Origin of the sequence: Pseudomonas sp. CYM-20-01, assembly GCF_023169845.1 — a bacterium.
GTDB lineage: Bacteria > Pseudomonadota > Gammaproteobacteria > Pseudomonadales > Pseudomonadaceae > Aquipseudomonas > Aquipseudomonas azotoformans.
This window is the reverse complement of the sequence record NZ_AP025169.1, coordinates 5227007-5249568: the sequence shown is the minus strand read 5'-3', so window position 1 is coordinate 5249568 and position 22562 is coordinate 5227007. Positions and strand designations below refer to the sequence as shown.

General features: G+C 61.9%; 24 protein-coding genes. 6 read left to right on the top strand and 18 right to left on the bottom strand.

The genetic code is table 11. The features are described 5' to 3' along the window. Nucleotides 1-118: 118 nt before the first annotated feature. From dnaX to M2497_RS23690, 5 genes are all read left to right on the top strand, one after another. Nucleotides 119-2164, top strand: a complete 2046-nt coding sequence (dnaX, locus tag M2497_RS23710) for a DNA polymerase III subunit gamma/tau (RefSeq protein ID WP_248483608.1) — start codon at nucleotides 119-121, stop codon at nucleotides 2162-2164. Nucleotides 2165-2207: 43 nt separating this feature from the next. Next, nucleotides 2208-2546 (top strand): YbaB/EbfC family nucleoid-associated protein, encoded by a 339-nt coding sequence (locus M2497_RS23705; RefSeq protein ID WP_003175481.1) that lies wholly within the window; start codon nucleotides 2208-2210, stop codon nucleotides 2544-2546. A gap of 194 nt (nucleotides 2547-2740) precedes the next feature. Further along, nucleotides 2741-3766 carry an NADP-dependent oxidoreductase gene (locus M2497_RS23700; RefSeq protein WP_248483606.1) on the top strand — a complete coding sequence of 342 codons (1026 nt, stop codon included), beginning with the start codon at nucleotides 2741-2743 and terminating at the stop codon, nucleotides 3764-3766. Nucleotides 3767-3824: 58 nt separating this feature from the next. Then, nucleotides 3825-4427: a recombination mediator RecR gene (recR, locus tag M2497_RS23695; protein ID WP_015885312.1), complete on the top strand. Its 603-nt coding sequence runs from the start codon at nucleotides 3825-3827 to the stop codon at nucleotides 4425-4427. A 65-nt stretch (nucleotides 4428-4492) separates the two neighbouring features. Next, complete coding sequence (locus tag M2497_RS23690) at nucleotides 4493-5641, top strand: acyl-CoA dehydrogenase family protein (protein WP_248483605.1); 1149 nt, start codon at nucleotides 4493-4495, stop codon at nucleotides 5639-5641. A 114-nt stretch (nucleotides 5642-5755) separates the two neighbouring features. Here M2497_RS23690 and M2497_RS23685 read toward each other — a convergent pair whose 3' ends face one another. Together M2497_RS23685 and fnr are read right to left on the bottom strand one after the other, a co-directional pair. Continuing rightward, complete coding sequence (locus M2497_RS23685) at nucleotides 5756-6304, bottom strand: adenine phosphoribosyltransferase (RefSeq protein ID WP_248483603.1); 549 nt, start codon at nucleotides 6302-6304, stop codon at nucleotides 5756-5758. A gap of 80 nt (nucleotides 6305-6384) precedes the next feature. Further along, a complete protein-coding gene (gene fnr, locus M2497_RS23680; RefSeq protein ID WP_058427340.1) occupies nucleotides 6385-7119 on the bottom strand; it encodes a fumarate/nitrate reduction transcriptional regulator Fnr in 735 nt (244 codons plus the stop codon). A gap of 155 nt (nucleotides 7120-7274) precedes the next feature. Between fnr and M2497_RS23675 the strand changes: the two genes are divergently transcribed. Then, nucleotides 7275-7772, top strand: coding sequence for a hypothetical protein (locus M2497_RS23675; protein ID WP_248483601.1), 498 nt, complete (start codon nucleotides 7275-7277; stop codon nucleotides 7770-7772). A 6-nt stretch (nucleotides 7773-7778) separates the two neighbouring features. Here the strand turns inward: M2497_RS23675 and hemN are convergent, their stop codons facing one another. The 16 genes from hemN to ccoN (M2497_RS23595) all read right to left on the bottom strand — a co-directional run bounded on the left by hemN (nucleotide 7779) and on the right by ccoN (M2497_RS23595) (nucleotide 22512). After that, nucleotides 7779-9161: an oxygen-independent coproporphyrinogen III oxidase gene (hemN, locus tag M2497_RS23670; RefSeq protein WP_248483599.1), complete on the bottom strand. Its 1383-nt coding sequence runs from the start codon at nucleotides 9159-9161 to the stop codon at nucleotides 7779-7781. A 103-nt stretch (nucleotides 9162-9264) separates the two neighbouring features. After that, entirely contained in the window at nucleotides 9265-9948 is a 684-nt protein-coding gene (locus M2497_RS23665) for a sulfite exporter TauE/SafE family protein (RefSeq protein ID WP_071493843.1), read from the bottom strand. After that, complete coding sequence (gene ccoS, locus M2497_RS23660; protein WP_010208549.1) at nucleotides 9941-10153, bottom strand: cbb3-type cytochrome oxidase assembly protein CcoS; 213 nt, start codon at nucleotides 10151-10153, stop codon at nucleotides 9941-9943. The genes M2497_RS23665 and ccoS overlap by 8 nt, the downstream gene beginning before the upstream one ends. Before the next feature lie 22 nt (nucleotides 10154-10175). Then, on the bottom strand, nucleotides 10176-12620 hold the full coding sequence (locus M2497_RS23655; RefSeq protein ID WP_248483597.1) for a heavy metal translocating P-type ATPase: 2445 nt from the start codon (nucleotides 12618-12620) through the stop codon (nucleotides 10176-10178). 141 nt (nucleotides 12621-12761) lie between these two features. Continuing rightward, the gene (locus tag M2497_RS23650; protein ID WP_071491367.1) at nucleotides 12762-13301 is read right to left on the bottom strand and encodes a FixH family protein; all 540 of its coding nucleotides are present in this window, start codon (nucleotides 13299-13301) and stop codon (nucleotides 12762-12764) included. Nucleotides 13302-13315: 14 nt separating this feature from the next. Then, the gene (gene ccoG / locus M2497_RS23645) at nucleotides 13316-14719 is read right to left on the bottom strand and encodes a cytochrome c oxidase accessory protein CcoG (protein WP_248483595.1); all 1404 of its coding nucleotides are present in this window, start codon (nucleotides 14717-14719) and stop codon (nucleotides 13316-13318) included. Nucleotides 14720-14926: 207 nt separating this feature from the next. Then, nucleotides 14927-15337, bottom strand: a complete 411-nt coding sequence (locus M2497_RS23640) for a type II toxin-antitoxin system VapC family toxin (protein WP_248483593.1) — start codon at nucleotides 15335-15337, stop codon at nucleotides 14927-14929. Then, the gene (locus tag M2497_RS23635; RefSeq protein ID WP_248483591.1) at nucleotides 15337-15591 is read right to left on the bottom strand and encodes a type II toxin-antitoxin system Phd/YefM family antitoxin; all 255 of its coding nucleotides are present in this window, start codon (nucleotides 15589-15591) and stop codon (nucleotides 15337-15339) included. The genes M2497_RS23640 and M2497_RS23635 overlap by 1 nt, the downstream gene beginning before the upstream one ends. A 165-nt stretch (nucleotides 15592-15756) precedes the next feature. After that, the gene (ccoP, locus tag M2497_RS23630; protein WP_248483589.1) at nucleotides 15757-16734 is read right to left on the bottom strand and encodes a cytochrome-c oxidase, cbb3-type subunit III; all 978 of its coding nucleotides are present in this window, start codon (nucleotides 16732-16734) and stop codon (nucleotides 15757-15759) included. Then, nucleotides 16731-16916, bottom strand: coding sequence for a CcoQ/FixQ family Cbb3-type cytochrome c oxidase assembly chaperone (locus M2497_RS23625; RefSeq protein WP_003175465.1), 186 nt, complete (start codon nucleotides 16914-16916; stop codon nucleotides 16731-16733). The genes ccoP (M2497_RS23630) and M2497_RS23625 overlap by 4 nt, the downstream gene beginning before the upstream one ends. 3 nt (nucleotides 16917-16919) lie before the next feature. Continuing rightward, the gene (ccoO, locus tag M2497_RS23620) at nucleotides 16920-17528 is read right to left on the bottom strand and encodes a cytochrome-c oxidase, cbb3-type subunit II (protein ID WP_003193167.1); all 609 of its coding nucleotides are present in this window, start codon (nucleotides 17526-17528) and stop codon (nucleotides 16920-16922) included. After that, nucleotides 17528-18970 carry a cytochrome-c oxidase, cbb3-type subunit I gene (ccoN, locus tag M2497_RS23615; RefSeq protein WP_248483587.1) on the bottom strand — a complete coding sequence of 481 codons (1443 nt, stop codon included), beginning with the start codon at nucleotides 18968-18970 and terminating at the stop codon, nucleotides 17528-17530. The genes ccoO (M2497_RS23620) and ccoN (M2497_RS23615) overlap by 1 nt, the downstream gene beginning before the upstream one ends. Before the next feature lie 350 nt (nucleotides 18971-19320). After that, nucleotides 19321-20268: a cytochrome-c oxidase, cbb3-type subunit III gene (gene ccoP, locus M2497_RS23610; RefSeq protein WP_248483585.1), complete on the bottom strand. Its 948-nt coding sequence runs from the start codon at nucleotides 20266-20268 to the stop codon at nucleotides 19321-19323. Beyond that, nucleotides 20265-20465 carry a cbb3-type cytochrome c oxidase subunit 3 gene (locus M2497_RS23605; RefSeq protein WP_010208563.1) on the bottom strand — a complete coding sequence of 67 codons (201 nt, stop codon included), beginning with the start codon at nucleotides 20463-20465 and terminating at the stop codon, nucleotides 20265-20267. Before M2497_RS23605 ends, ccoP (M2497_RS23610) begins: the two co-directional genes overlap by 4 nt. Nucleotides 20466-20468: 3 nt before the next feature. Beyond that, nucleotides 20469-21077, bottom strand: coding sequence for a cytochrome-c oxidase, cbb3-type subunit II (gene ccoO, locus M2497_RS23600; protein WP_017735321.1), 609 nt, complete (start codon nucleotides 21075-21077; stop codon nucleotides 20469-20471). A 10-nt stretch (nucleotides 21078-21087) separates the two neighbouring features. Then, a complete protein-coding gene (ccoN, locus tag M2497_RS23595; RefSeq protein ID WP_248483583.1) occupies nucleotides 21088-22512 on the bottom strand; it encodes a cytochrome-c oxidase, cbb3-type subunit I in 1425 nt (474 codons plus the stop codon). Nucleotides 22513-22562 lie beyond the last annotated feature (50 nt).

Sequence of the window (22562 nt, the reverse complement as noted above, 5' to 3'; positions counted from 1 at the left end):
AGGCCTTTTTGGGGCCAACCCGGCAAGCTTAGTCAGATTAGGCGAGCGTGCCGGATGCAATTTCCCCCTTGCTCCGCTAGCATTACCGGCTTCCGCTTCCCAGTTGCGACGGTTTTCGATGAGTTATCAGGTTCTTGCACGTAAATGGCGTCCGCGCTCGTTCCGCGAAATGGTCGGCCAGACCCATGTGCTCAAGGCTCTGATCAATGCCTTGGACAGCCAACGGCTGCACCACGCCTACCTGTTCACCGGTACCCGCGGGGTGGGCAAGACCACCATTGCGCGCATCATCGCCAAATGCCTGAACTGTGAAACCGGTATCACTTCGACGCCCTGCGGCACCTGCTCGGTGTGCAAGGAAATCGACGAAGGGCGTTTCGTCGACCTGATCGAGATCGACGCCGCGAGCCGCACCAAGGTCGAAGACACCCGCGAGCTGCTCGACAACGTGCAGTACGCGCCCAGCCGTGGCCGCTTCAAGGTCTACCTGATCGACGAAGTGCACATGCTGTCCAGCCATTCCTTCAACGCCCTGTTGAAAACCCTGGAAGAGCCGCCGCCCTACGTCAAATTCATCCTGGCCACCACCGACCCGCAGAAACTTCCTGCAACGATTCTGTCGCGGTGCCTGCAGTTCTCCCTGAAAAACATGACCCCCGAGCGGGTGGTCGAGCATTTGACCCATGTGCTGGGCGTCGAAAACGTACCGTTCGAAGACGACGCGCTGTGGCTGCTTGGCCGCGCCGCCGATGGTTCGATGCGCGATGCCATGAGCCTCACCGACCAGGCCATCGCCTTTGGTGAAGGCAAGGTCATGGCCGCCGACGTGCGCGCCATGCTCGGCACCCTCGACCACGGCCAGGTCTTCGACGTGCTGCACGCGCTGATCGAAGGCGACGCCAAGGCGCTGCTCGAAGCTGTGCGCCATCTGTCGGAGCAAGGCCCGGACTGGAACGGCGTGCTCTCGGAAATTCTCAACGTGCTGCACCGTGTTGCCATCGCCCAGGCGCTGCCTGAAGGCGTCGACAACGGCCATGGCGACCGCGACCGCGTGCTGGCCCTGGCCCAGGCGCTGCCGGCCGAAGATGTGCAGTTCTACTACCAGATGGGCCTGATCGGTCGCCGCGACCTGCCCCTGGCGCCCGACCCTCGCGGCGGTTTTGAAATGGTGTTGCTGCGAATGCTGGCCTTCCGGCCCGCCGATTCGGCAGACGCGCCGAGACAGCCGCTAAAGCCAGTGGGGATCAGCCAGGCCACAGTTGATTCCGCCAAACCAGTGGCTGGCGCGGCAGTTGCTGCGCCAGTGGTTGCTGCGCCTGCTCTTGCGCCGGTGCCTGAACCTGTGGCGGCTGCGCCAGTGGTCGAGCCGGAACCTGTTGTCGAGCCTGAGCCCGTCGTCGACCTGCCCTGGAATGATCCGGTCGAAGCTGAAGTCGAGGCCGAGCAAGTGCCCGCCGTGGAGCCCGTGCTGGAAACCACCGGCGAGCAACCCGAGCTGACGCCGATGCCCACGCCGACTCCCGACAGCGTGGTGCCGGATGCTCCCGAATGGGTCTCTGCACCCGTCCCCGAGCCCACCGTGGCGCAGGTTGAAGCCGCCACGCCGGGCATCGACCTCGACGACGAGCCACCGCTGGACGAAGACTACATCGAGCCGGACATGGATTCGGCCTACAGCTACCTGGACGATCTGGCCAGCGAGCACACCGCCGAACCGGCCCCCGAGCCGGAAGCGGAGCCCGCTGCGGCGCCGGCCACCGGCCTGGCCCTGCAATGGCTGGAGTTGTTCCCGAAACTGCCGATCTCCGGCATGACCGGCAGCATCGCCGCCAACTGCACGCTGATTTCCATTGAAGGCGACCACTGGTTGTTGCACCTGGACCCGGCCCACAGCGCCCTGTTCAACGCGACCCAACAGCGTCGTCTCAACGATGCGCTGAACCAGTACCATGAGCGTACGTTGACCATCGCCATCGAGCTGATCAAGCCCGAGCAGGAAACCCCGGCCCAGGCCGCGACCCGCCGGCGCATCAACCGCCAGCGTGAGGCCGAGGATTCGATCCATGCCGATCCGCTCATCCAGCAAATGATGCAACAGTTCGGTGCGGTCGTCCGTCACGATACTATTGAACCTGTCGAAGCCCCGGTGCCCCAGGCGTCATAAAACCGGGCTACTTATTGATCCACGTACTTTTGAGGTGATTCCCATGATGAAAGGTGGCATGGCCGGCCTGATGAAGCAGGCGCAGCAGATGCAGGAAAAAATGGCCAAGATGCAGGAAGAACTGGCCAACGCCGAAGTCACCGGTAAAGCCGGTGGCGATATGGTCAGCGTGGTGATGACCGGTCGTCACGACATCAAACGCGTGAGCATCGACCCGAGCGTCCTGCCAGGCGTGGGCGAAGATGACCTGGAAATGCTTGAGGCGCTGTTCGCCGCGGCCGTCAACGACGCCGTGCGCAAGATCGAAGCCAACAGCCAGGAAAAAATGGGCGGCGTCACCGCGGGCATGCAACTGCCTCCGGGCATGAAGCTGCCGTTCTGATCGACGAGCTTTAGCTAGACTCCAATGCCAGGCCTTGTGCCTGGCATTTTTGTTCGTGTTGTGGCGAGCGGGCTGATCGTTCCCACGCTCTGCGTGGGAATGCCGCCCCCCGACGCTTCGCGTCCAATATGAACCCTGGCACGCCACGCATGGTCTGCACCCTATACCGATGGAATCGATAAAGGAGCCCCTTCATGCCTCAAGAACCGACCCTGAACCAGCGCATCGTCCTGGTCTCACGCCCCCAGGGCGCACCCACCCCGGAAAATTTCCGCCTGGAGCGGGTGAACCTGCCGGAACTGGCAGACGGCCAGGTCCTGCTGAAAACCCTGTACCTGTCCCTCGACCCCTACATGCGTGGGCGCATGAGCGACGCTCCGTCCTATGCGGCGCCGGTGGAAATCGACGAAGTGATGACCGGTGGTGCTGTCAGCCGTATCGAGCAGTCGCGCAATCCGAAATTCGAAGTGGGCGACCTGGTGGTGGGCGCGACCGGTTGGCAGAGCCACAGTATTTCCGATGGTCGCAACCTGATGCCGGTGCCCAAGGGCTTGCCCAGCCCGTCGATGGCACTGGGCGTGCTGGGCATGCCGGGTATGACCGCCTACATGGGCCTGATGGACATCGGTCAACCCAAGGCCGGGGAAACCCTGGTGGTGGCGGCCGCATCCGGCGCAGTGGGCTCGGTGGTGGGGCAGGTGGCCAAGCTCAAGGGCTTGCGTGTGGTCGGGATCGCAGGGGGCACAGAAAAGTGCCGCTATGTAGTGGACGAACTGGGCTTTGATGCCTGCGTCGACCACAAGAGCGCGACCTTTGCCGATGACCTGGCCCAGGCGTGCTTCAACGGCGTCGACATCTATTTTGAAAACGTCGGCGGCAAGGTGTTCGACGCGGTGGTGCCGCTGTTGAACCCCAAGGCGCGCATCCCGTTGTGTGGGCTGATCGCCGGCTACAATGCCCATGAAGCGCCCAGCGGGCCTGATCGTTTGCCGGCACTGCAACGTACCTTGTTGACCAAGCGCGTGCGCATCCAGGGCTTTATCGTGTTCGATGACTATGGTGACCGCCAGCCTGAATTCCTCAGCGCCATGGCGCCGTGGGTGCGCGACGGCAAGATCAAGTTCCGCGAGGACGTGGTCGACGGTCTGGAGCAGGCTCCCGAGGCCTTTATCGGTTTGCTCGAGGGCCGCAACTTTGGCAAGTTGGTGGTGCGCATTTGACGCTAATCCGGGGCGCGGGTATAAACCGCGTCTCGTTGTTTTGTCGGACCCTTCGCCCATGAGCTTCAGCCCCCTGATTCGCCAACTGATCGACGCCCTGCGCACATTGCCGGGTGTCGGCCAGAAAACCGCCCAGCGTATGGCGCTGCAACTGCTGGAGCGTGATCGCAGCGGCGGCACCCGGTTGGCCCAGGCCTTGAGCCAGGCCATGACCGGCGTGGGCCACTGTCGCCAGTGCCGCACCCTCACTGAAGAAGAACTCTGCCCGCAATGCGCCGACCCGCGTCGCGACGACACGCTGCTGTGCGTGGTGGAAGGGCCTATGGATGTATACGCGGTGGAGCAGACCGGTTATCGCGGGCGCTACTTCGTGCTCAAGGGCCATCTGTCGCCCCTTGACGGCCTGGGCCCGGAAGCCATCGGCATTCCGCAACTGGTGGCGCGCATCGAAGAGCAGGGCACTTTCACCGAAGTGATCCTGGCCACCAACCCGACGGTGGAAGGTGAGGCAACCGCGCATTACATTGCCCAACTGCTGACCAACAAAGGCCTGATCACCTCGCGCATTGCCCATGGCGTGCCGCTGGGTGGCGAGTTGGAATTGGTCGATGGTGGCACGCTGGCGCATTCGTTTGCCGGCCGCAAACCGATCGCCCTCTGACGGCACGGCTTGATAACCAAGCAAGCGCTTGGTAATTTCGCTCCACCTCACCGTGGAGCTTGCCGATGTCTGCCTATCAGGACTACTTCGACCCCAGCCACCAATTGGTCCGCGACAGCGTGCGTCGCTTTGTCGAGCGCGAGATGCTGCCGGGTATCGAGCAATGGGAAGAGACGGAAAGCTTTCCCCGGGAGTTGTACCTCAAGGCGGGAGCGGCGGGGATCCTGGGTATCGGTTATCCCGAAGTCCTCGGTGGTAGCCATGAAGGCGATCTGTTCGCCAAGGTGGCCGCCAGCGAAGAGTTGATGCGCTGCGGTTCTGGCGGCGTCGTGGCGGGGCTGGGCTCGCTGGATATCGGCTTGCCGCCCGTCGTCAAATGGGCGCGGCCGGACGTGCGTGAGCGCGTCGCGCCACAGGTGCTGTCGGGCGAGAAGATCATCGCCCTGGCAGTCACAGAACCGGGCGGTGGTTCCGATGTGGCCAGCCTGCAGACCCGCGCCATTCGCGACGGTGACCATTATCGCGTCAGCGGCAGCAAGACCTTCATTACCAGCGGCATCCGCGCCGATTTCTACACCGTCGCCGTCCGTACCGGCGGGCCGGGCTTTGCCGGGATCAGCCTGCTGTTGATCGAAAAAGACACTCCCGGTTTTACCGTTGGGCCGCCCCTGAAGAAAATGGGCTGGTGGGCGTCGGACACGGCTGAATTGTTCTTCGACGATTGCCGGGTGCCCGTAGGCAACCTGATCGGCGCTGAAAACATGGGCTTTGCCTGCATCATGGGCAACTTCCAGAGCGAGCGGCTGGCCCTGGCGCTCATGGCCAACATGACCGCGCAACTGGCCCTGGAGGAAAGCCTCAAATGGGCCACCGAGCGCGAAGCCTTCGGCAAACCCATTGGCAAATTCCAGGTGATCAAGCATCGCCTGGCGGAAATGGCCACCGCCGTGGAGGTCTCTCGGGAATTCACTTATCGGCAGGCCGCAAAGATGGCCGCCGGTATCAGCGTGATCAAAGAGATATCCATGGCCAAGAACCTTGCCACCGACACCGCAGACCGTGTCACCTATGACGCGGTGCAGATCCTCGGGGGCCAGGGTTACATGCGTGGCAGCCTGGTGGAGCGGCTGTATCGCGACAACCGCATCCTCTCCATCGGTGGTGGCACCCGCGAGGTGATGAATGAAATCATCAGTAAGCAGATGGGCTTCTGATCTTTAGTGCCTTTCAGCGCCTCATCGGGGGCAAGCCCCCTCCCACATTTTGATCTGTGAACCGGTCAAGTGTGGGAGGGGGGTTGCCCCCGATGGCATCAGCCCAGGCAACCGTTATTGTTCAGTCAGCGCAAACTGCGTCAGGCAGAACGTTGGAATTCCCATATCTTCCAAACGTTGCGACCCACCCAGCTCCGGCAAATCAATGATCGCCGCCGCTTCGAAGATCTTCGCGCCCATGCGGCGTACCAGGTTCGCCGCCGCGATCAGGGTGCCGCCAGTGGCGATCAGGTCATCGAACATCAACACCGAGTCGCCTTCGCACAGGCTGTCGGCGTGCACTTCCAGGAAGGCCTCGCCGTACTCGGTCTGGTAACCCTCGGCCAGCACGTCAGCGGGCAGCTTGCCCTGCTTGCGGAACAGGATCAGCGGTTTGTTCAGTTGGTAGGCGATGATCGAACCGATCAGGAAACCCCGCGCATCCATGGCGCCGATATGGGTGAAATCGGTCTCGACGTAGCGCTGGGCAAAGGTGTCGGCCACCAGGCGCAGGGCGCGGGGCGATTGGAACAGCGGCGTGATGTCACGAAAGATCACCCCCGGCTTGGGGAAGTCGATGACGGGACGGATCAGGGATTTGATGTCGAACGAATCGAAGGTCATCGTCGAAGAGTCCTGGGGCTGGAAACGGACTCGAAGTATACCTGCGGCCTCGCCGGTTGGCGCGGCCGCAAGTGTCTGCGTCAACCTTCCAGGGAACCACCGGCCAGCGCGCACAACTGGATCGGGTCGAGGATATGCACTTCCTTGCCTTCGGCGGCGATCAGCTCGTTCTGCTGGAAACGGGTAAATACGCGGGACACGGTTTCCACCGCCAGGCCCAGGTAGTTGCCGATTTCGTTGCGCGACATGCTCAGGCGGAACTGGTTGGCCGAGAACCCCCGGGCACGGAACCGCGCCGACAGGTTGACCAGGAAAGTCGCGATGCGTTCGTCGGCGGTTTTCTTCGACAACAGCAGCATCATTTGCTGGTCGTCACGAATTTCGCGACTCATCACGCGCATCAACTGGCGGCGCAGTTGCGGCAATTGCAGGGCCAGTTCGTCCAGGCGTTCGAAGGGGATTTCGCACACGGATGTAGTCTCCAGTGCCTGGGCCGACACCGGGTGAATTTCGGTGTCCATGCCCGACAAGCCCACCAGTTCGCTGGGCAGGTGGAAACCGGTGATCTGCTCTTCGCCGCTGTCGCTCAGGCTGAACGTCTTCAATGCACCCGAACGTACTGCATAAACGGAATCGAACTTGTCGCCCTGGCGGAACAGGAACTCGCCTTTTTTCAGCGGGCGACCACGTTTAACGATCTCGTCCAGCGCATCCATGTCTTCCAGATTCAACGAAAGTGGCAAGCAGAGGGGGGCCAGGCTGCAATCCTTGCAATGAGCCTGGCTGTGAGCGCGCAGTTTGACTGGCTCGGACATTTCTTAAATCCTTGTGGGAAAACACACATAAGACGTAAGGGTAACGCACTGGGGGCCGGTGAGGCCAGCGTGTACAAAAAACCAGCAACGGTATAAAGAATTTTGTGTCGCCGCCGATACAAAGTCACGAACCCTTGAGCCTGGAGGCTCGATTCATGATTTCCATCGGTGCAATGAACTCGGCAGGCGCTCAGGTGCAGTCCTTTGCGGAGCCGAAAGACCTGGTGGCAGAGGCCAAGCTCGCCAAGGCTGCCAAAGAGCTCAAGGACGCTACTGAAGCGCCGTTGCGGGAGAAAAAGGACGAGGAGGGGGTGAAGGTGACCTTTTCCGGTGCTGCCTTGAAAGCCCTGACGGAGGCCAAGAAACCCAATAAGGACATCGAAGACAGCGGTCTGCCGGACAGTGTCCAGCAGGTCCTCAAGATGATTCGCAAGATCAAGGAGCAGATCGCCGAGAAACAGGCCGAACTGCAAGCCGTGATGGCGGACAAGAGCCTCAGCCCCGACGAGGCGCGGATCAAGGTCAGCAATCTGCAAGGGGCACTCGCCCAGTTGCAGGCGAGCCTGGTGACTGCACAAACCTCCCTGGCCAAGGCCATGAAAGGCCTCAGCGGGGAAGACGCGTTGAAGGCCGGCTCCCTCGCTATGGCGTAGGGTGTTTCAGATCACCCGCGAAAACCGCTGCCTGTTCTGGTGCTCCAGGTAGGCATCGAACACCATGCACACCGAACGCACCAGCAGGCGCCCGGCTGGCAAAACGCGAATGCCTTGGGCGTCGAGTTTGATCAGGCCATCCTCGGCCATGGCCTCCAGTTGCGGCCAGATCTCGGCAAAATATCCGCGAAAATCAATGGTGAACGCCTGCTCGATCTTCTCGAAGTCCAGGCTGAAATTGCAGATCAACTGCTGGATCACTTCCCGCCGCAACCGATCATCGGTGGTACACACCAGGCCGCGACTGGTGGCCAGTTGCGCGCCCGCCAGCGTGTTCTGATAGCCGTTGAGGTCGCTGCTGTTCTGGCAGTACAGGTCGCCAATCTGACTGATCGCCGACACACCAAGCCCGATCAAGTCGCAATGACCGTGGGTGGTATAGCCCTGGAAATTGCGCTGCAGGGTGCCTTCTTCCTGGGCGATGGCCAGTTCGTCGTCGGGCAGGGCGAAGTGGTCCATGCCGATGTAGCGGTAGCCGGCCTGGGTCAGTTGCTCGATGGTGGTTTGCAGCATCAGCAGCTTTGAGGCCGGGGACGGCAGTTCATCGGTGTTGATGCGCCGCTGGGGCATGAAGCGTTCCGGCAGATGGGCGTAGTTGAACACCGACAAGCGGTCGGGCTGTAGCCTGATTACCTCTTCCACGGTGCGTGCGAAGTTGATCGGCGTTTGCTTGGGCAGGCCGTAGATCAGGTCGACATTGATCGAACGAAATTGCAGGGTGCGTGCCGCATCGATCACCGCGCGGGTTTCTTCCAGGCTTTGCAGGCGGTTGACTGCCCGTTGCACCTCGGGGTCGAGGTCTTGCAGGCCGATACTCACGCGGTTGAAACCCAGCTCGCGCAGCAGGCCCATGGTGGCCCAATCCGCTTCGCGTGGGTCGATCTCGATGCCGTAGTCGCCGGAATCGTCATCCAGCAAATTGAAGTGCTGGCGCAGGCAGCTCATCACCTGGCGCAATTCGTCGTGGCTGAGAAAGGTCGGGGTGCCGCCGCCGAAGTGCAGCTGTTCCACCGGTTGCTTGGGGTCAAGGTGGCACGCCACCAGTTGAATCTCTTGCTCCAGGCGTTGCAGGTAGGCCTGGGCGCGGCCACGGTCCTTGGTGATGACCTTGTTGCAGGCGCAGTAGTAGCAGATGTTCGCGCAGAACGGCACATGCACATACAGCGACAGCGGCCGCACCGCCTTGCGGCTGTCGCGCAGGGCGTGGAGCAGGTCGAAGGTGCCGACCTGGCTGTCGAATTGTACGGCGGTGGGGTAGGACGTGTAGCGCGGTCCCGCCAGGTCGTAGCGGTGAATCAGATCGGTATCCCAACGAATGGCGTCGAGCATGCGGGCGTTCCCCCGGATAGGCTAGTGGGCCGAGTCTAGGGGCTGGCCGGGGCGACCACCTTGATTTGCATCAACAGGGAGCGGCGCTATGCCACATGGCGATCTAATGGCCCATCAACCAGTGCTGGTGCGGACCGGGTAACGTCCATATTCCAAACAGGATCACCAGCAAGCCGCCGGCCATCCTCACGCTGCGCTTGCGCAACAGCGCCGTTACCCGCTCAGCCGCCAGACCTGTAGCCAACAGCACCGGCCAAGTCCCCAGCCCGAACGCCAGCATCAACAACCCACTGTCCCAGGCATTGCCCTGGCTCGCCGCCCACAGCAACGTGCTGTAGACCAATCCGCACGGCAACCAGCCCCACAGCGCGCCCAGCAGCAATGCACGCGGTACGCTGGACACGGGCAGCAAACGGTTGGCGACCGGCTGTATATAGCGCCACAGGCCGCGTCCGAGGCTTTCTATACGGGTGAGGCCGCTCCACCAGCCCGCCAGGTACAGGCCCATGCTGATCAACAATAGGCCGGCGAGCACGCGCATGAACATCGCCGCCGGGCTGTTCGCCACCGCCCAGCCGGCAAGGCCGATCAACACGCCGGCCGCGGCATAGCTGAGGATGCGCCCCAGGTTGTAGGCCAGCAGCAGTTGAAACCTGCGGCCGCGTTGCTCTTTGGGGATCGCCAGGGTCAGCGCGCCCATCAGCCCGCCGCACATGCCCAGGCAATGGCCGCCACCGAGCAGGCCGAGGATCAGCGCAGAGACCAGCAGCGGCGCCAGCTCAAGCATGGGGCGGGTCTTTTGGTGGTTGTTCGGGGTGGTTGGCCTCTTCGACGCCAGCCAGGTGGTTCGGGTCCTGATCGTCGAACAGCACGCTATGGGCCGGGCCGTCGAGGTCGTCGTACTGGCCGCTGTCCACGGCCCAGAAGAAGATGTAGATGGCCACGCCCACCAAGAGCAGCGCCGCCGGGATCATTACGTATAAAGCTGGCATCTGCACTCCATGCCCGCGCGGCTCACACCGGCAGCGGGCGGGTTACTGAGGGGGCTCGGGCGGCCGGCGCGCTCGGCAGGCGAGTCAGGCGCAGGGCATTGAGCACCACGGTCAACGAACTGAGGGACATGCCGATCGCCGCCCAGATGGGAGTGATCCAGCCCAGGGCGGCAAACGGCAGCATAAGGCCATTGTACAGCCCGGCCCACAGCAGGTTTTCAATGATTACCCGGCGGGTGCGCCGCGCCAGAGTAAAGGCTTGCACCAAGGCGTCCAGGCGGTTGGACAGCAACACCGCATCGGCGCTGGTCTTGGCCAGGTCGGTGGCCGTGCCCATCGCCACGCTGATGTCCGCGGCGGCGAGTACCGGCACATCGTTGACGCCATCGCCAAGCATCAGCACCTTGCGACCTTCCTTGTGCAGTTGCTGAAGGACTTGCAGCTTGTCATCCGGGCGCAGGCCGCCGTGGGCCTCGTCGATACCCAGCTCGGCGGCGACGCTGGCGACCATCGGCGAACTGTCCCCGGACAGCAACAGCGTGCGCCAACCACGCGCCTTGCACGCGGCCAGCAGGGCAGGGGCATCACTGCGCAGGCGGTCGTCGAGCACGAACCAGGCCAGGGCGCCGTCGCGGTCGCCGAGCAACAGCCATTGGCCGCAAACCTCCGGCGCTGCAGGAATCGGGCAACCACTGAGTTCGCAGACAAAGCCCGGCTGGCCAATGCGCAATACGCGCTCACCGACACGACCTTCTAGGCCCAGCCCTGGCGAACTGATGACCTCATCGGCGGCCAATGGCGCACGCCCGAAGGCGCGGGCAATCGGGTGTTCGGAGCGGTTTTCCAGGGCGGCGGCGAGGCTCAGGCACAGGTCGGTGCTCAACGACCCCAAGGGCCGGATGGCTCTCAATGCCAGGCGCCCTTCGGTGAGAGTGCCGGTCTTGTCGAAGATCACCGTGTCGATCTGGTTCAGCCCTTCCAGCACATGGCCGCGAGTTAGCAGTAACCCGAGTTTGTGCAAAGTACCGGTGGCGGCGGTGAGGGCGGTGGGAGTGGCCAGAGACAGCGCACAGGGGCAAGTTGCCACCAGCATTGCCAGCACAATCCAGAACGCCCGCGACGCGTCCAGCTCCCACCACAGCAGGCCGATCAGCGCGGCGGCGATCAGCGAGCACAACAGGAACCACTGCGCGGCCCGGTCGGCGATTTGCGCCAGGCGTGGTTTATCGGCCTGGGCGCGCTCAAGCAAACGCACGATGGCGGACAGCCGCGTGTCATGGCCCAGGGCACGTACTTCGACGGTCAATGCCCCCTCGACATTCAGCGTACCCGCCGTGACCGCGTCGCCGGTCTGGCGCGGTTGCGGCAGGTACTCACCGGTGAGCAGGGATTCATCAATGCTCGATTGTCCATCGAGAATCACGCCATCCGCCGGCAGCACGGCACCGGGGTGCACTAGCACGCGGTCGCCCAGGGTCAGTTCGGGGAGCAGGATGCGCTCGCTCTGGCCGTCGGGCTTGAGTCGCAGGCACGAGGCGGGCAGCAGGTTCACCAGTTGCGCCGTCGCGGCGGCCGTGCGCTCCCTGGCGCGGCGCTCCAGGTAGCGACCGGCCAGCAGGAACAACGCAAACATGCCCACCGCATCGAAGTACAACTCGCCCGTGCCGGTGATCGCGGTCCAGATGCCCGCCAGGTAAGCCCCGCCGATGGCCAGGGATACTGAGACATCCATGGTCAGGTGGCGCGTGCGCAAGTCGCGCAAGGCGCCCTTGAAAAACGGTGCACAGCTGTAGAACACGATGGGTGTTGTAAGAAACATCGCCACCCAGCGCAGGATCACATGCAGCTCGGGGCTCAGGTCGATGTTGAATTCCGGCCAGGTGGCCATGGTTGCCATCATCGCCTGGAACCACAGCAGCCCGGCCACGCCCAGTTGGCGCAGGGCCAGGCGGTTTTCGCCGGCCAGTTGCTCGGCGGCGCGATCCGCCTGATAGGGGTGAGCGGCGTAGCCGATATGGCGCAGTTCACCGAGCAGTTGGCTCAGCGGCAGTTGCCCATCGGCCCAACGCACGTGCAGGCGGTGGTTGGACAGGTTCAACCGCGCCTCGGCCACGGCGGGCAGGCTGCGCAGGTGTTTCTCGATCAGCCAGCCGCAGGCGGCGCAACTGATGCCTTCCATCAATAGGGTGACTTCGGCGAGTTCGCCTTCGTGGCGCACAAAAGGTTTCTGCACGTCGGCGCGGTCATACAGCGCCAGCTCATCCACCAGTTGTACCGGCAACGCCTCGGGGTTGGCCGAGGCTTCGCTGCGGTGTTGGTAATAACTTTCCAGGCCACCGGCCACGATGGCTTCGGCCACGGCCTGGCAGCCGGGACAGCAGAGTTCGCGGCGCTCACCGAGGATGACCGTGGTGAAACGGCTACCGGAGGGGACGGGGAGGGCGCAGTGGTAGCAGGGGGTGGTCATGGCTTGGGAATCTATGGTGGCTGGTAGGGCCTCATCGGGGGCAAGCCCCCTCCCACATTTGACTGATTTCACCAATAGATATGTGTAAACCCAATCCAGTGTGGGAGGGGGCTTGCCCCCGATGCGCGAAGCGCAGGCTTTTTATTTTTTCAGGTCTTCGGCACCCTGCAACGGTTCATCACCCAGCAGCAAGTCCTTGTCGTGGCTGACTTGTTCTTCCTCGAACATGCGCCAGGTCCGGTCGCCTTCCACGCCGAGCAACTCGACGAAACGCCGGCCTTCGACCTTGTCGGTGACCTGGCCGATATAGCGTCCGGGCTCGCTGTCACTGCGGGCCAGGTTGATCTTGCGGTCCTTCTCCGGCTGGGTCGGGGAAATCAGGTTCAGCTCCAGGGTTTTCGGGTTGCTGTAGCCGGTAAGGTTGACCTCGACTTCACCGGTCAGCTCATCCAGGTGCACCTTGGCGCGCAGTTGCAGGGTCTGCGCGAGCAGCTCGCGGTCGAGGGAGCGGTTGATGCCTTTGCCGGCCTCGTAGTAGTTGTCGTTGACCAGGTTGTCCGGGTTGTTCACCGCGATGGTCACCATGGACAGGGTCAAGGTCACCGAACAGGCCAGGATGCCAATGATGATCCAGGGCCAGAGGTGCTTGTACCAAGGGCTTGCGGCAGTTGCTACGGACATTGTTCGGTTCCCTGTTAGCGGACTTGTGGGCCGATGAATCGGCTCTTGGCTTCAATATGGACGCTGGCGTCATCGGCATCGGTGAGGATGAATTTCACCTCGTTGGTGCTCGACGGCAACTGTTCCGGCGCACTCGACAGCTCCACCGGCATGCTGACGATATCGCCGGCCGCCACCTTGATCTCGCGCCGGCCTTGCAGCTTGAGGTCGGGCAGGCCGGCGGCGTCGAGCACGTAGGTGTGGTCGCGCTGGTCCTTGTTCATGATCTTCAGGCTGTAGACGTTCTCGATGCGGCCTTCGGCGTTTTCGCGGTACAGCACGCGGTCCTTGCTCACGTCGAAACCCACCAGCGAGCGCATGAAGAACGCCGCCACCAGCAGGCTGATCATCGCCAGCAGTACCAGGGCGTAGCCGATCAGGCGCGGGCGCAGCTTGTGGGTTTTCTGCCCCGACAGGTTATGTTCGGTGGTGTAGCTGATCAGGCCGCGCGGGTAGTCCATTTTGTCCATGATGTTGTCGCAGGCGTCGATGCAGGCAGCGCAACCGATGCACTCGATCTGCAGGCCGTCGCGGATGTCGATACCGGTCGGGCACACTTGCACGCACATCGTGCAATCGATGCAATCGCCCAGGCCCTGGGCCTTGTAGTCGGTGCCTTTTTTACGCGGGCCGCGTAGCTCGCCACGGCGTGGGTCGTAGGAAACGATCAGGGTGTCCTTGTCGAACATCACGCTCTGGAAGCGCGCATACGGGCACATGTAGATGCACACCTGTTCGCGCAGCCAGCCGGCGTTGCCGTAGGTGGCGAGGGTGAAGAAACCGACCCAGAAATACGACCAGCCATCGGCCTGGCCGGTGAAGAAGTCGAACACCAGTTCGCGGATCGGCGAGAAGTAGCCGACAAAGGTCATGCCGGTGACAAATCCGATCAGCAGCCACAGCGTGTGCTTGCTGAATTTGCGCAGGAATTTGTTGGCGCCCATCGGTGCCTTGTCGAGCTTGATGCGTTGGTTGCGGTCGCCTTCGGTGACCTTTTCGCACCACATGAAGATCCACGTCCACACGCTTTGCGGACAGGTGTAGCCGCACCACACGCGACCGGCGTACACCGTGATAAAGAACAGGCCAAACGCTGCGACGATCAGGATGCCCGAGAGCAGGATGAAGTCCTGGGGCCAGAAGGTTGCGCCAAAAATAAAGAACTTGCGCTCGGGCAGGTTCCACCACACAGCCTGGTGACCACCCCAGTTCAGCCACACCGTGCCGAAGTAGAGCAGGAACAGGCCGGCACCGCCGAGCATGCGTAGATTGCGGAACAGGCCGGTGAAGGCGCGCGTGTAGATTTTCTCTCGCGAGGCGTAGAGGTCGACGGTTTTGGCAGGCGGGGTAACGTCATGTACCGGTATCTGGTTGCTCATCATTGCATCCCACGGCGGTGGAGATTTGCCTCGGCCAGTACGTGCCAGCCGGGGTCAAATGTAGGGTGTTGCAGTGGCCTAATGATACGCCCCCGAGGATGTGCAAAGGGTGCGACCTTTGGTCGCGTTGGGGGAAATCAATTGATGGTGTACGTGATCTGGATCAATTGACTTGGGAAGTATGGACGGTTTTGGTAGGTATTGTGGTCATTCGTCCCATGGATTGATCAACGGAACCCCGCTGGATTTGAAGTCATTGATATTGCGTGTGACCACGGTGAGCCCGTGGACCAGAGCGGTAGCGGCGATCAGCGCATCGCTTTCATTTGCCCGGTCAGGCACATGCAGGTGGGCACAACGCAGCGCGACCGCGGTATCCACCGGCAGGATCCTGGAATCAAAAGCGGGCATTACATGGCGCTTGAGCCAGGTTCTTAGCAGCTTTCCTTGTGCCGGGTCTCGGCGCTCAATACGTAACACCCCGGTCTCCAATTCTTTCAATGTGATCGCGGAAATAAACATGCGTGTAGCGATGACACTTTTGGCCCAGGCGACCACTTTTGCATCAGCCTGGGGTTTGCGCAGTTCAGAAATAACGTTGGTGTCGAGTAGATACATCAAGAGAGGTCCACAGGTCGATGAGTGATCACGGCTCGCTCGGTTTCGAAGTCGATATCGGCCGCTTCCGGCATCACTAGCAGATCAACGATGTCGGCCTTGAGCCCTGTCAGTTTCTGGTACTCCTCAATGCTTAGCAGTACATGGGCGGGCTTGCCGCGATCGGTGATAAAAACCGGCCCCTGGCGGGCGGCTTTTTTGGCACCACTTGTGTCTTGGTTGAATTCGCGGCTGGAAATAGTCGTGATGGTCATGGGGTGCTCCCCCCTTCGTCAGGCTGGATGTAGTTACGTTACTACTTGGTTGCCCCGAGCCGCAAGTATCAAGTGGTAGTGGGTTCCTGCTTGGATAACCCTGGGAGCCAGAAAGAACAAAGCCCCGCCAGCTTACGCTGCACGGGGCTTTGTTCTTTCGAGGAGTTACTGCTCTTCAGCCTTCTTATCCCCATGGGACAAGCTGTACACATACGCCGCCAGCAAGTGCACCTTGTCATTGCCTTGCAGTTGCTCCTGCGCAGGCATCTGGCCCTGGCGGCCCCAACGGATGGTCTGCTGCAGCTGGGCGAAGCTCGAGCCGTAGATGAATGCACCCGGGTGAGTCAGGTCGGGCGCGCCCATGGCGGCGGTGCCTTTACCGGCCGGGCCGTGGCAGGCCACGCAGTTGGCGGCGAAGAGTTTCTCGCCGTTGGCCACATCGGCTTTCACGCCTTCGGGCAGTTTGCGCCCGTCGAGGTTGGTGAGCACGAACGCGGCCACATCGCTGACGCCTTGTTCCTTGAGGATATCCAACCACGCCGGCATCACCGCATGGCGACCCTTCATGATGGTTTCCTTGATGGTGGCCGGCTCGCCACCCCAGCGCCAGTCTGCGTCGGTCAGGTTGGGGAAGCCATAGGCGCCCTTGGCGTCGGAACCGTGGCATACCGAGCAGTTGGAGGCGAACAGGCGGCCACCCATCTTCAGGGCTTGCGGGTCCTTGGCCACTTCTTCAATCGGCATCGACGCGAATTTGGCGAAGATCGGCCCGAACTTGGCGTCCGACCTGGCCATTTCCTTTTCCCATTCGTGCACGCCGGTCCAGCCGGTCTGGCCGTTGGCGAAGGGGGTTTGCTTGTCGGTGTCGAGGTAGTTGTAGCCCGGCAGCAGGCCCTTCCAGTTGCCCAGGCCGGGGTACAGCGCCAGGTAGCCGAGGGCGAAGACGATGGTGCCGACGAACAGCATGAACCACCACTTGGGCAGCGGGTTGTCGTACTCCTCGATGCCGTCGAACGAGTGGCCGACGGTTTCGTCGGTTTGCTCGGCGCGCTGGCCCTTGCGGGTCGACAGCAGCAGCCAGGTCAGGGCGAAGATGGTACCCAGACTGAGGACTGTGACGTACAGACTCCAGAACGTAGTCATTCTTTGTTACTCCTAGAAGCTTGCTCGACGTGCTTGATGGCTTCGGGATCATCCGCAAAGGGCAGCAAGGTCGCGTCTTCAAACTCCGACTTGCGCTTGGGGCTGAACACCCACAACGCCAGGCCGATAAAGGCCACCATCACCACAACGGTGCCCAGGCCACGAATCATCCCGATATCCATAGATCACCGTTTGCTTTTGATGATGGTGCCCAGGCCTTGCAGGTAGGCCACCAGTGCGTCCATTTCGGTCTTGCCCTTCACGGCGGCGGCTGCACCGGCGATGTCTTCGTCGGTGTAGGGCACGCCCAGGGTGCGCAAGACTTCCATTTTCTTCGCGGTGTCCTTGCCGTCGAGCTTGTTTTCCACGAGGAACGGGTACGCCGGCATTTTCGACTCAGGCACCACGTTGCGCGGGTTGTACAGGTGCGCACGCTGCCAGTCATCGGAGTAACGCCCGCCGACACGAGCCAGGTCCGGGCCGGTACGCTTGGAACCCCACAGGAACGGGTGGTCCCATACGCTTTCGCCGGCGACCGAGTAGTGGCCGTAGCGTTCGGTTTCGGCACGGAACGGGCGGATCATCTGCGAGTGGCAGCCGACACAACCGTTGGCGATGTAGACGTCGCGGCCTTCCAGTTCAAGGGCGGTGCGCGGCTTCATGCCTTCCACCGGCTTGTTGGTCACGTCCTGGAAAAACAGCGGAACGATCTGGGTCAGGCCGCCGATGCTCACGGCGATGACCATGAAGAAGGCCAGCAGGCCGATATTCTTCTCGACTACTTCATGCTTCATCAGTGAGCTCCCACAACGGCGATCTTGGCGGCGGCTTCGGCTTCTACAGGGTCGGCGGCACGCACGGTGCGCCAGACGTTGTAGGCCATCAGGAACATGCCGGAGGCAAAGAATGCACCGCCCAGGGCGCGCACGATGTAACCCGGATGGCTGGCTTGCAGCGCTTCGACGAAGGAGTAGGTGAGGGTGCCGTCATCGTTGATGGCTCGCCACATCAGGCCCTGGGTGATGCCGTTGACCCACATCGAGGCGATGTAGAGCACGGTGCCGATGGTGGCCAGCCAGAAGTGCGCGTTGATCAGGCCAACGCTGTGCATCTGCGGACGGCCGAACAGTTTGGGGATCATGTGGTACAGCGCGCCGATGGAGATCATTGCCACCCAACCGAGGGCGCCGGCGTGTACGTGGCCGATGGTCCAGTCGGTGTAGTGGGACAGCGAGTTGACGGTCTTGATCGCCATCATCGGCCCTTCGAAGGTCGACATGCCGTAGAACGCCAGCGACACCACCAAGAAGCGCAGGATCGGATCGGTGCGCAATTTATGCCAGGCGCCGGACAGGGTCATCATGCCGTTGATCATGCCGCCCCAGCTCGGGGCCAGCAGGATGATCGACATCGCCATGCCCAGGGACTGTGCCCAGTCCGGCAACGCGGTGTAGTGCAAGTGGTGCGGGCCGGCCCAGATGTACAGGGTGATCAGCGCCCAGAAATGCACGATGGACAGGCGGTACGAGTAAATGGGACGTTCGGCCTGTTTCGGCACGAAGTAGTACATCATCCCCAGGAACCCGGTGGTCAGGAAGAAACCCACCGCGTTGTGGCCGTACCACCACTGGATCATCGCATCGGTGGCCCCGGCGTAGGCCGAGTAGGACTTGAACAGGCTCACCGGCAACGAGGCGTGGTTGACGATGTGCAGCATCGCCGTCACCAGGATGAACGCGCCGTAGAACCAGTTGCCCACGTAGATGTGCTTGGTCTTGCGCTTGACGATGGTGCCGAAGAACACCACGGCATAGGTCACCCACACGATGGCGAGCAAAATGGCGATGGGCCATTCCAGCTCGGCGTATTCCTTGGTGGTGGTGTAGCCCAGTGGCAGGGTGACGATGGCGCCAACGATGACTGCTTGCCAACCCCAGAAGGTGAAGGCCGCAAGGCTGTCGGAGATCAGTCGCGTCTGGCAGGTTCGCTGCACGACATAGTAGGAGGTGGCAAACAATGCACATCCGCCGAAGGCGAAGATCACCAGGTTGGTGTGCAGCGGGCGCAGGCGGCCAAAGGTCGTCCATGGCAAACCGAAATTCAATTCCGGCCAGACCAGTTGCGAGGCGATGAACACCCCGAGCCCCATGCCAAGGATCCCCCAGACCACCGTCATGATGGCGAACTGGCGGACTACCTTATAGTTATAAGCAGTCGGACTGATTGCTGTGCTCATTCTAAGGTTCCACGGTTTAGGTTTTTTTATAGGTAAAATCGGCCGCAAGTATGTAGAAAGCGAGGGGTCATTGCAACGCAATGACTGACCTGTATCAATGCGTTCCACGCCAGATTCTGCGCCCTTTCCATGTTTGGTGTAAGGACAAAATCGGAAATCGAAAGCTGATCGAGTGGACAGGAAAATTCAGGGGTCGCAACGAATGTCGTCGCGTACGCCAGGATTGGTCCGCTGTGGGAACAAGCGTAGACCCGAAAGTGAGGAGGGGAAAGTTGTGCTTTGGAAGGGTGTGACACTTGGTCGCGTACAGCACCAGGGTTGCCGCCCCAAAATGGGGCGGCGATCAGCGGTTATTGCGCTTGGCTTTCTGGCGTTGCGCCATCGGCGTTGTGGGACAGGCTGTAAACATAAGCGGCCAGCAGATGCACCTTGTCATTGCCTTGCAGCACTTCCTGCGCCGGCATCTGGCCTTGGCGGCCGTGGCGGATGGTCTGTTGCAACTGCGCAAGGCTGGTGCCGTAGATGTAGCCGGCCGGTTTGGTCAGGTCAGGCGCGCCCATGGCTTCCATGCCATGGCCTTCCGGACCGTGGCAGGCGACACAGGTGGTGTTGAAGGCCGCTTGGCCGGCAGCCACATCGGCGCTGCTGTCGGCGGGCAGAGGCAGCTTGGCCAGGTCGTGGCGCACATAGGCGGCAACGTTTTTCACGCCTTCATCGCCGAGCATGTCACCCCAGGCCGGCATCGCCGCGTGGCGGCCGTTGAGGATGGTGGTCTTGATCGCCTCGGCCGAACCGCCCCAGCGCCAGATGTTGTCCGCCAGGTTCGGGAAACCAAACGCGCCCTTGGCGTCCGAGCCGTGGCACACCGCACAGTTGGAGGCAAACAGGCGACCGCCCATTTTCAGCGCTTGCGGGTCCTTGGCCACTTCTTCCACGGGCATGGCCGAGAATTTGGCGAAGATCGGCCCGAACTTGGCGTCGGCCTTGGCCATTTCCTTGTCCCATTCCTTGGCCTGGGTCCAGCCGTCTTCATAGCCCGGCAACACGCCTTTCCAGTTGCCCAGGCCCGGGTAGAGGATCAGGTAGCCGACCGCGAACACCAGGGTGCCGGCGAACAGCATGAACCACCACTGGGGCAGCGGGTTGTCGTATTCCTCGATACCGTCGAAGGCGTGGCCCATGGTCTGGTCCACGCTGCCCTTGGTCTCGCCCTTGCGGGTGCCGACCAGCAGCCAGGTCAAGCCGATCAGGCTGCCGAGGGTCAGTACGCAGATCCATGTACTCCAGAATAGGGTCATGGCCGGGTGCTCCTTATTGCAGGCTCTTCTTGAGCGTCGGATGGAGAAGGTTCATCGGCGAAGGGCAGCAGGCGCGCCTGCTCGAATTCCGCATTGCGCCGGTTGTTGAACACCCACAGCGACAGGCCGATAAAGGCGATGGCGACCACCAGCGTGCCGAGGCCGCGGATGGTGCCTGCATCGAATTCAAATCCCATGGCTCACCTCTTGCTCTTGATGGCAGTGCCGAGCACTTGCAGGTACGAAACCAGCGCGTCCATCTCGGTCTTGCCCTTGAGGCTGGCCACGGCGCCACTGATGTCGTCGTCGGTGTACGGCACGCCGAGGGTGCGCATCACTTTCAACTTGGTCTCGGTGTGGCTGCTGTCGACGGCGGCGGTGACCAACCATGGATAGGCCGGCATTTTCGACTCGGGCACCACGTTGCGCGGGTTGTACAGGTGCGCGCGGTGCCAGTCGTCCGAGTAGCGTGCGCCGACGCGCGCCAGGTCCGGCCCGGTGCGCTTGGAGCCCCACAGGAACGGGTGGTCCCACACGCTTTCACCGGCGACCGAGTAGTGGCCGTAGCGTTCGGTTTCGGCACGGAACGGGCGGATCATTTGCGAGTGGCACTGTACGCAGCCTTCGCGGATGTAGATGTCGCGGCCTTCCAGTTGCAGCGCGGTGTAGGGTTTCATGCCCTCCACCGGCTTGTTGGTCACGTCCTGGAAGAACAGCGGGACGATCTGGGTCAGGCCGCCGATGCTCACGGCGAGCACCATGAGCAGCATCAGCAGGCCGACGTTCTTTTCAATCGTTTCGTGTTTCATCACAGACTCCTCAGGCCAACTGCGCAGTGGTGGCGGCTTCGACAGGCTGCGCCGAACGCACGGTGCGCCAGGTGTTGTAAGCCATCAGGAACATGCCGCTGAGGAAGATCGCACCGCCCACCAGCCGCACGATGAAGCCAGGGTGGCTGGCCACCAGGGTTTCGACGAAGGAGTAGGTCAAGGTGCCGTCTTCGTTGACCGCACGCCACATCAGGCCCTGGGCGATGCCGTTGACCCACATCGAAGCGATGTAGAGTACGGTGCCGATGGTGGCCAGCCAGAAGTGCGCGTTGATCAGGCCGAGGCTGTACATCTGCTCGCGGCCAAAGACTTTCGGGATCATGTGGTACAGCGCGCCGATGGAGATCATCGCCACCCAACCGAGTGCGCCGGCGTGTACGTGGCCGATGGTCCAGTCGGTGTAGTGGGAGAGGGCGTTGACGGTCTTGATCGCCATCATCGGGCCTTCGAAGGTCGACATGCCGTAGAACGCCAGGGACACCACGAGGAAGCGCAGGATCGGGTCGCTGCGCAACTTATGCCAGGCGCCCGACAGGGTCATCATGCCGTTGATCATGCCGCCCCAGCTCGGTGCCAGCAGCACCAGCGACATCACCATGCCCAGGGACTGTGCCCAGTCCGGCAGTGCGGTGTAGTGCAAGTGGTGCGGGCCTGCCCAGATGTACAGGGTGATCAGCGCCCAGAAGTGCACGATGGACAAGCGATAGGAATACACCGGACGCTCGGCCTGCTTGGGCACGAAGTAATACATCATGCCGAGGAAACCGGCGGTGAGGAAAAAGCCTACCGCGTTGTGCCCGTACCACCACTGCACCATGGCATCCGTCGCACCGCCATAGAGGGAGTAGGACTTGGTCAGGCTGACCGGGATTTCCAGGTTGTTGACGATATGCAGGATGGCCACGGTGATGATGAACGCACCGAAGAACCAGTTACCGACGTAGATGTGCTTGGTGTTGCGCTTGGCCACGGTGCCAAAGAACACAATGGCGTAGGCCACCCAGACAATGGTGATCAGAATATCGATCGGCCATTCCAGCTCGGCGTATTCCTTGGAGCTGGTGTAGCCCAGCGGCAAGGAGATCGCTGCCAGCAGGATGACCAACTGCCAGCCCCAGAAGCAGAACGCGGCGATTTTCGGCGCGAACAATTGGGTCTGGCAGGTACGCTGCACCGAGTAGAAGGAGCTGGCGAACAGCGCGCAGCCACCGAAGGCGAAGATCACCGCGTTGGTGTGCAGCGGGCGCAGGCGGCCGAAGCTGGTCCACGGCAAGTCGAAGTTGAGTGCAGGCCACACCAATTGGGCCGCGAGAAAAACCCCGAGCCCCATGCCGACGATGCCCCACACCACCGTCATAATGGTGAATTGGCGGACCACCTTGTAGTTATAGGCGGTACTTAAAGTAGTGTTCATGGTTCCCCATCCACGGTTCAACCCAAGCAAATGCGGCACTTGGGCTGGAG

Excerpts from the sequence above, each read along its gene's own strand:
- ccoG (WP_248483595.1), bottom strand. The coding sequence starts at position 14,719 with ATGAGCAACCAGATACCGGTACATGACGTTACCCCGCCTGCCAAAACC.
- ccoS (WP_010208549.1), bottom strand. The coding sequence starts at position 10,153 with ATGCCAGCTTTATACGTAATGATCCCGGCGGCGCTGCTCTTGGTGGGC.
- M2497_RS23635 (WP_248483591.1), bottom strand. The coding sequence starts at position 15,591 with ATGACCATCACGACTATTTCCAGCCGCGAATTCAACCAAGACACAAGT.
- ccoP (WP_248483585.1), bottom strand. The coding sequence starts at position 20,268 with ATGACCCTATTCTGGAGTACATGGATCTGCGTACTGACCCTCGGCAGC.
- ccoO (WP_003193167.1), bottom strand. The coding sequence starts at position 17,528 with ATGAAGCATGAAGTAGTCGAGAAGAATATCGGCCTGCTGGCCTTCTTC.
- dnaX (WP_248483608.1), top strand. The coding sequence starts at position 119 with ATGAGTTATCAGGTTCTTGCACGTAAATGGCGTCCGCGCTCGTTCCGC.
- ccoO (WP_017735321.1), bottom strand. The coding sequence starts at position 21,077 with ATGAAACACGAAACGATTGAAAAGAACGTCGGCCTGCTGATGCTGCTC.
- ccoN (WP_248483587.1), bottom strand. The coding sequence starts at position 18,970 with ATGAGCACAGCAATCAGTCCGACTGCTTATAACTATAAGGTAGTCCGC.
- M2497_RS23650 (WP_071491367.1), bottom strand. The coding sequence starts at position 13,301 with ATGTCCGTAGCAACTGCCGCAAGCCCTTGGTACAAGCACCTCTGGCCC.
- M2497_RS23690 (WP_248483605.1), top strand. The coding sequence starts at position 4,493 with ATGTCTGCCTATCAGGACTACTTCGACCCCAGCCACCAATTGGTCCGC.
- M2497_RS23700 (WP_248483606.1), top strand. The coding sequence starts at position 2,741 with ATGCCTCAAGAACCGACCCTGAACCAGCGCATCGTCCTGGTCTCACGC.
- M2497_RS23605 (WP_010208563.1), bottom strand. The coding sequence starts at position 20,465 with ATGGGATTTGAATTCGATGCAGGCACCATCCGCGGCCTCGGCACGCTG.
- recR (WP_015885312.1), top strand. The coding sequence starts at position 3,825 with ATGAGCTTCAGCCCCCTGATTCGCCAACTGATCGACGCCCTGCGCACA.
- M2497_RS23665 (WP_071493843.1), bottom strand. The coding sequence starts at position 9,948 with ATGCTTGAGCTGGCGCCGCTGCTGGTCTCTGCGCTGATCCTCGGCCTG.
- fnr (WP_058427340.1), bottom strand. The coding sequence starts at position 7,119 with ATGTCCGAGCCAGTCAAACTGCGCGCTCACAGCCAGGCTCATTGCAAG.
- M2497_RS23655 (WP_248483597.1), bottom strand. The coding sequence starts at position 12,620 with ATGACCACCCCCTGCTACCACTGCGCCCTCCCCGTCCCCTCCGGTAGC.
- M2497_RS23685 (WP_248483603.1), bottom strand. The coding sequence starts at position 6,304 with ATGACCTTCGATTCGTTCGACATCAAATCCCTGATCCGTCCCGTCATC.
- M2497_RS23675 (WP_248483601.1), top strand. The coding sequence starts at position 7,275 with ATGATTTCCATCGGTGCAATGAACTCGGCAGGCGCTCAGGTGCAGTCC.
- M2497_RS23705 (WP_003175481.1), top strand. The coding sequence starts at position 2,208 with ATGATGAAAGGTGGCATGGCCGGCCTGATGAAGCAGGCGCAGCAGATG.
- ccoN (WP_248483583.1), bottom strand. The coding sequence starts at position 22,512 with ATGAACACTACTTTAAGTACCGCCTATAACTACAAGGTGGTCCGCCAA.
- M2497_RS23640 (WP_248483593.1), bottom strand. The coding sequence starts at position 15,337 with ATGTATCTACTCGACACCAACGTTATTTCTGAACTGCGCAAACCCCAG.
- hemN (WP_248483599.1), bottom strand. The coding sequence starts at position 9,161 with ATGCTCGACGCCATTCGTTGGGATACCGATCTGATTCACCGCTACGAC.
- ccoP (WP_248483589.1), bottom strand. The coding sequence starts at position 16,734 with ATGACTACGTTCTGGAGTCTGTACGTCACAGTCCTCAGTCTGGGTACC.
- M2497_RS23625 (WP_003175465.1), bottom strand. The coding sequence starts at position 16,916 with ATGGATATCGGGATGATTCGTGGCCTGGGCACCGTTGTGGTGATGGTG.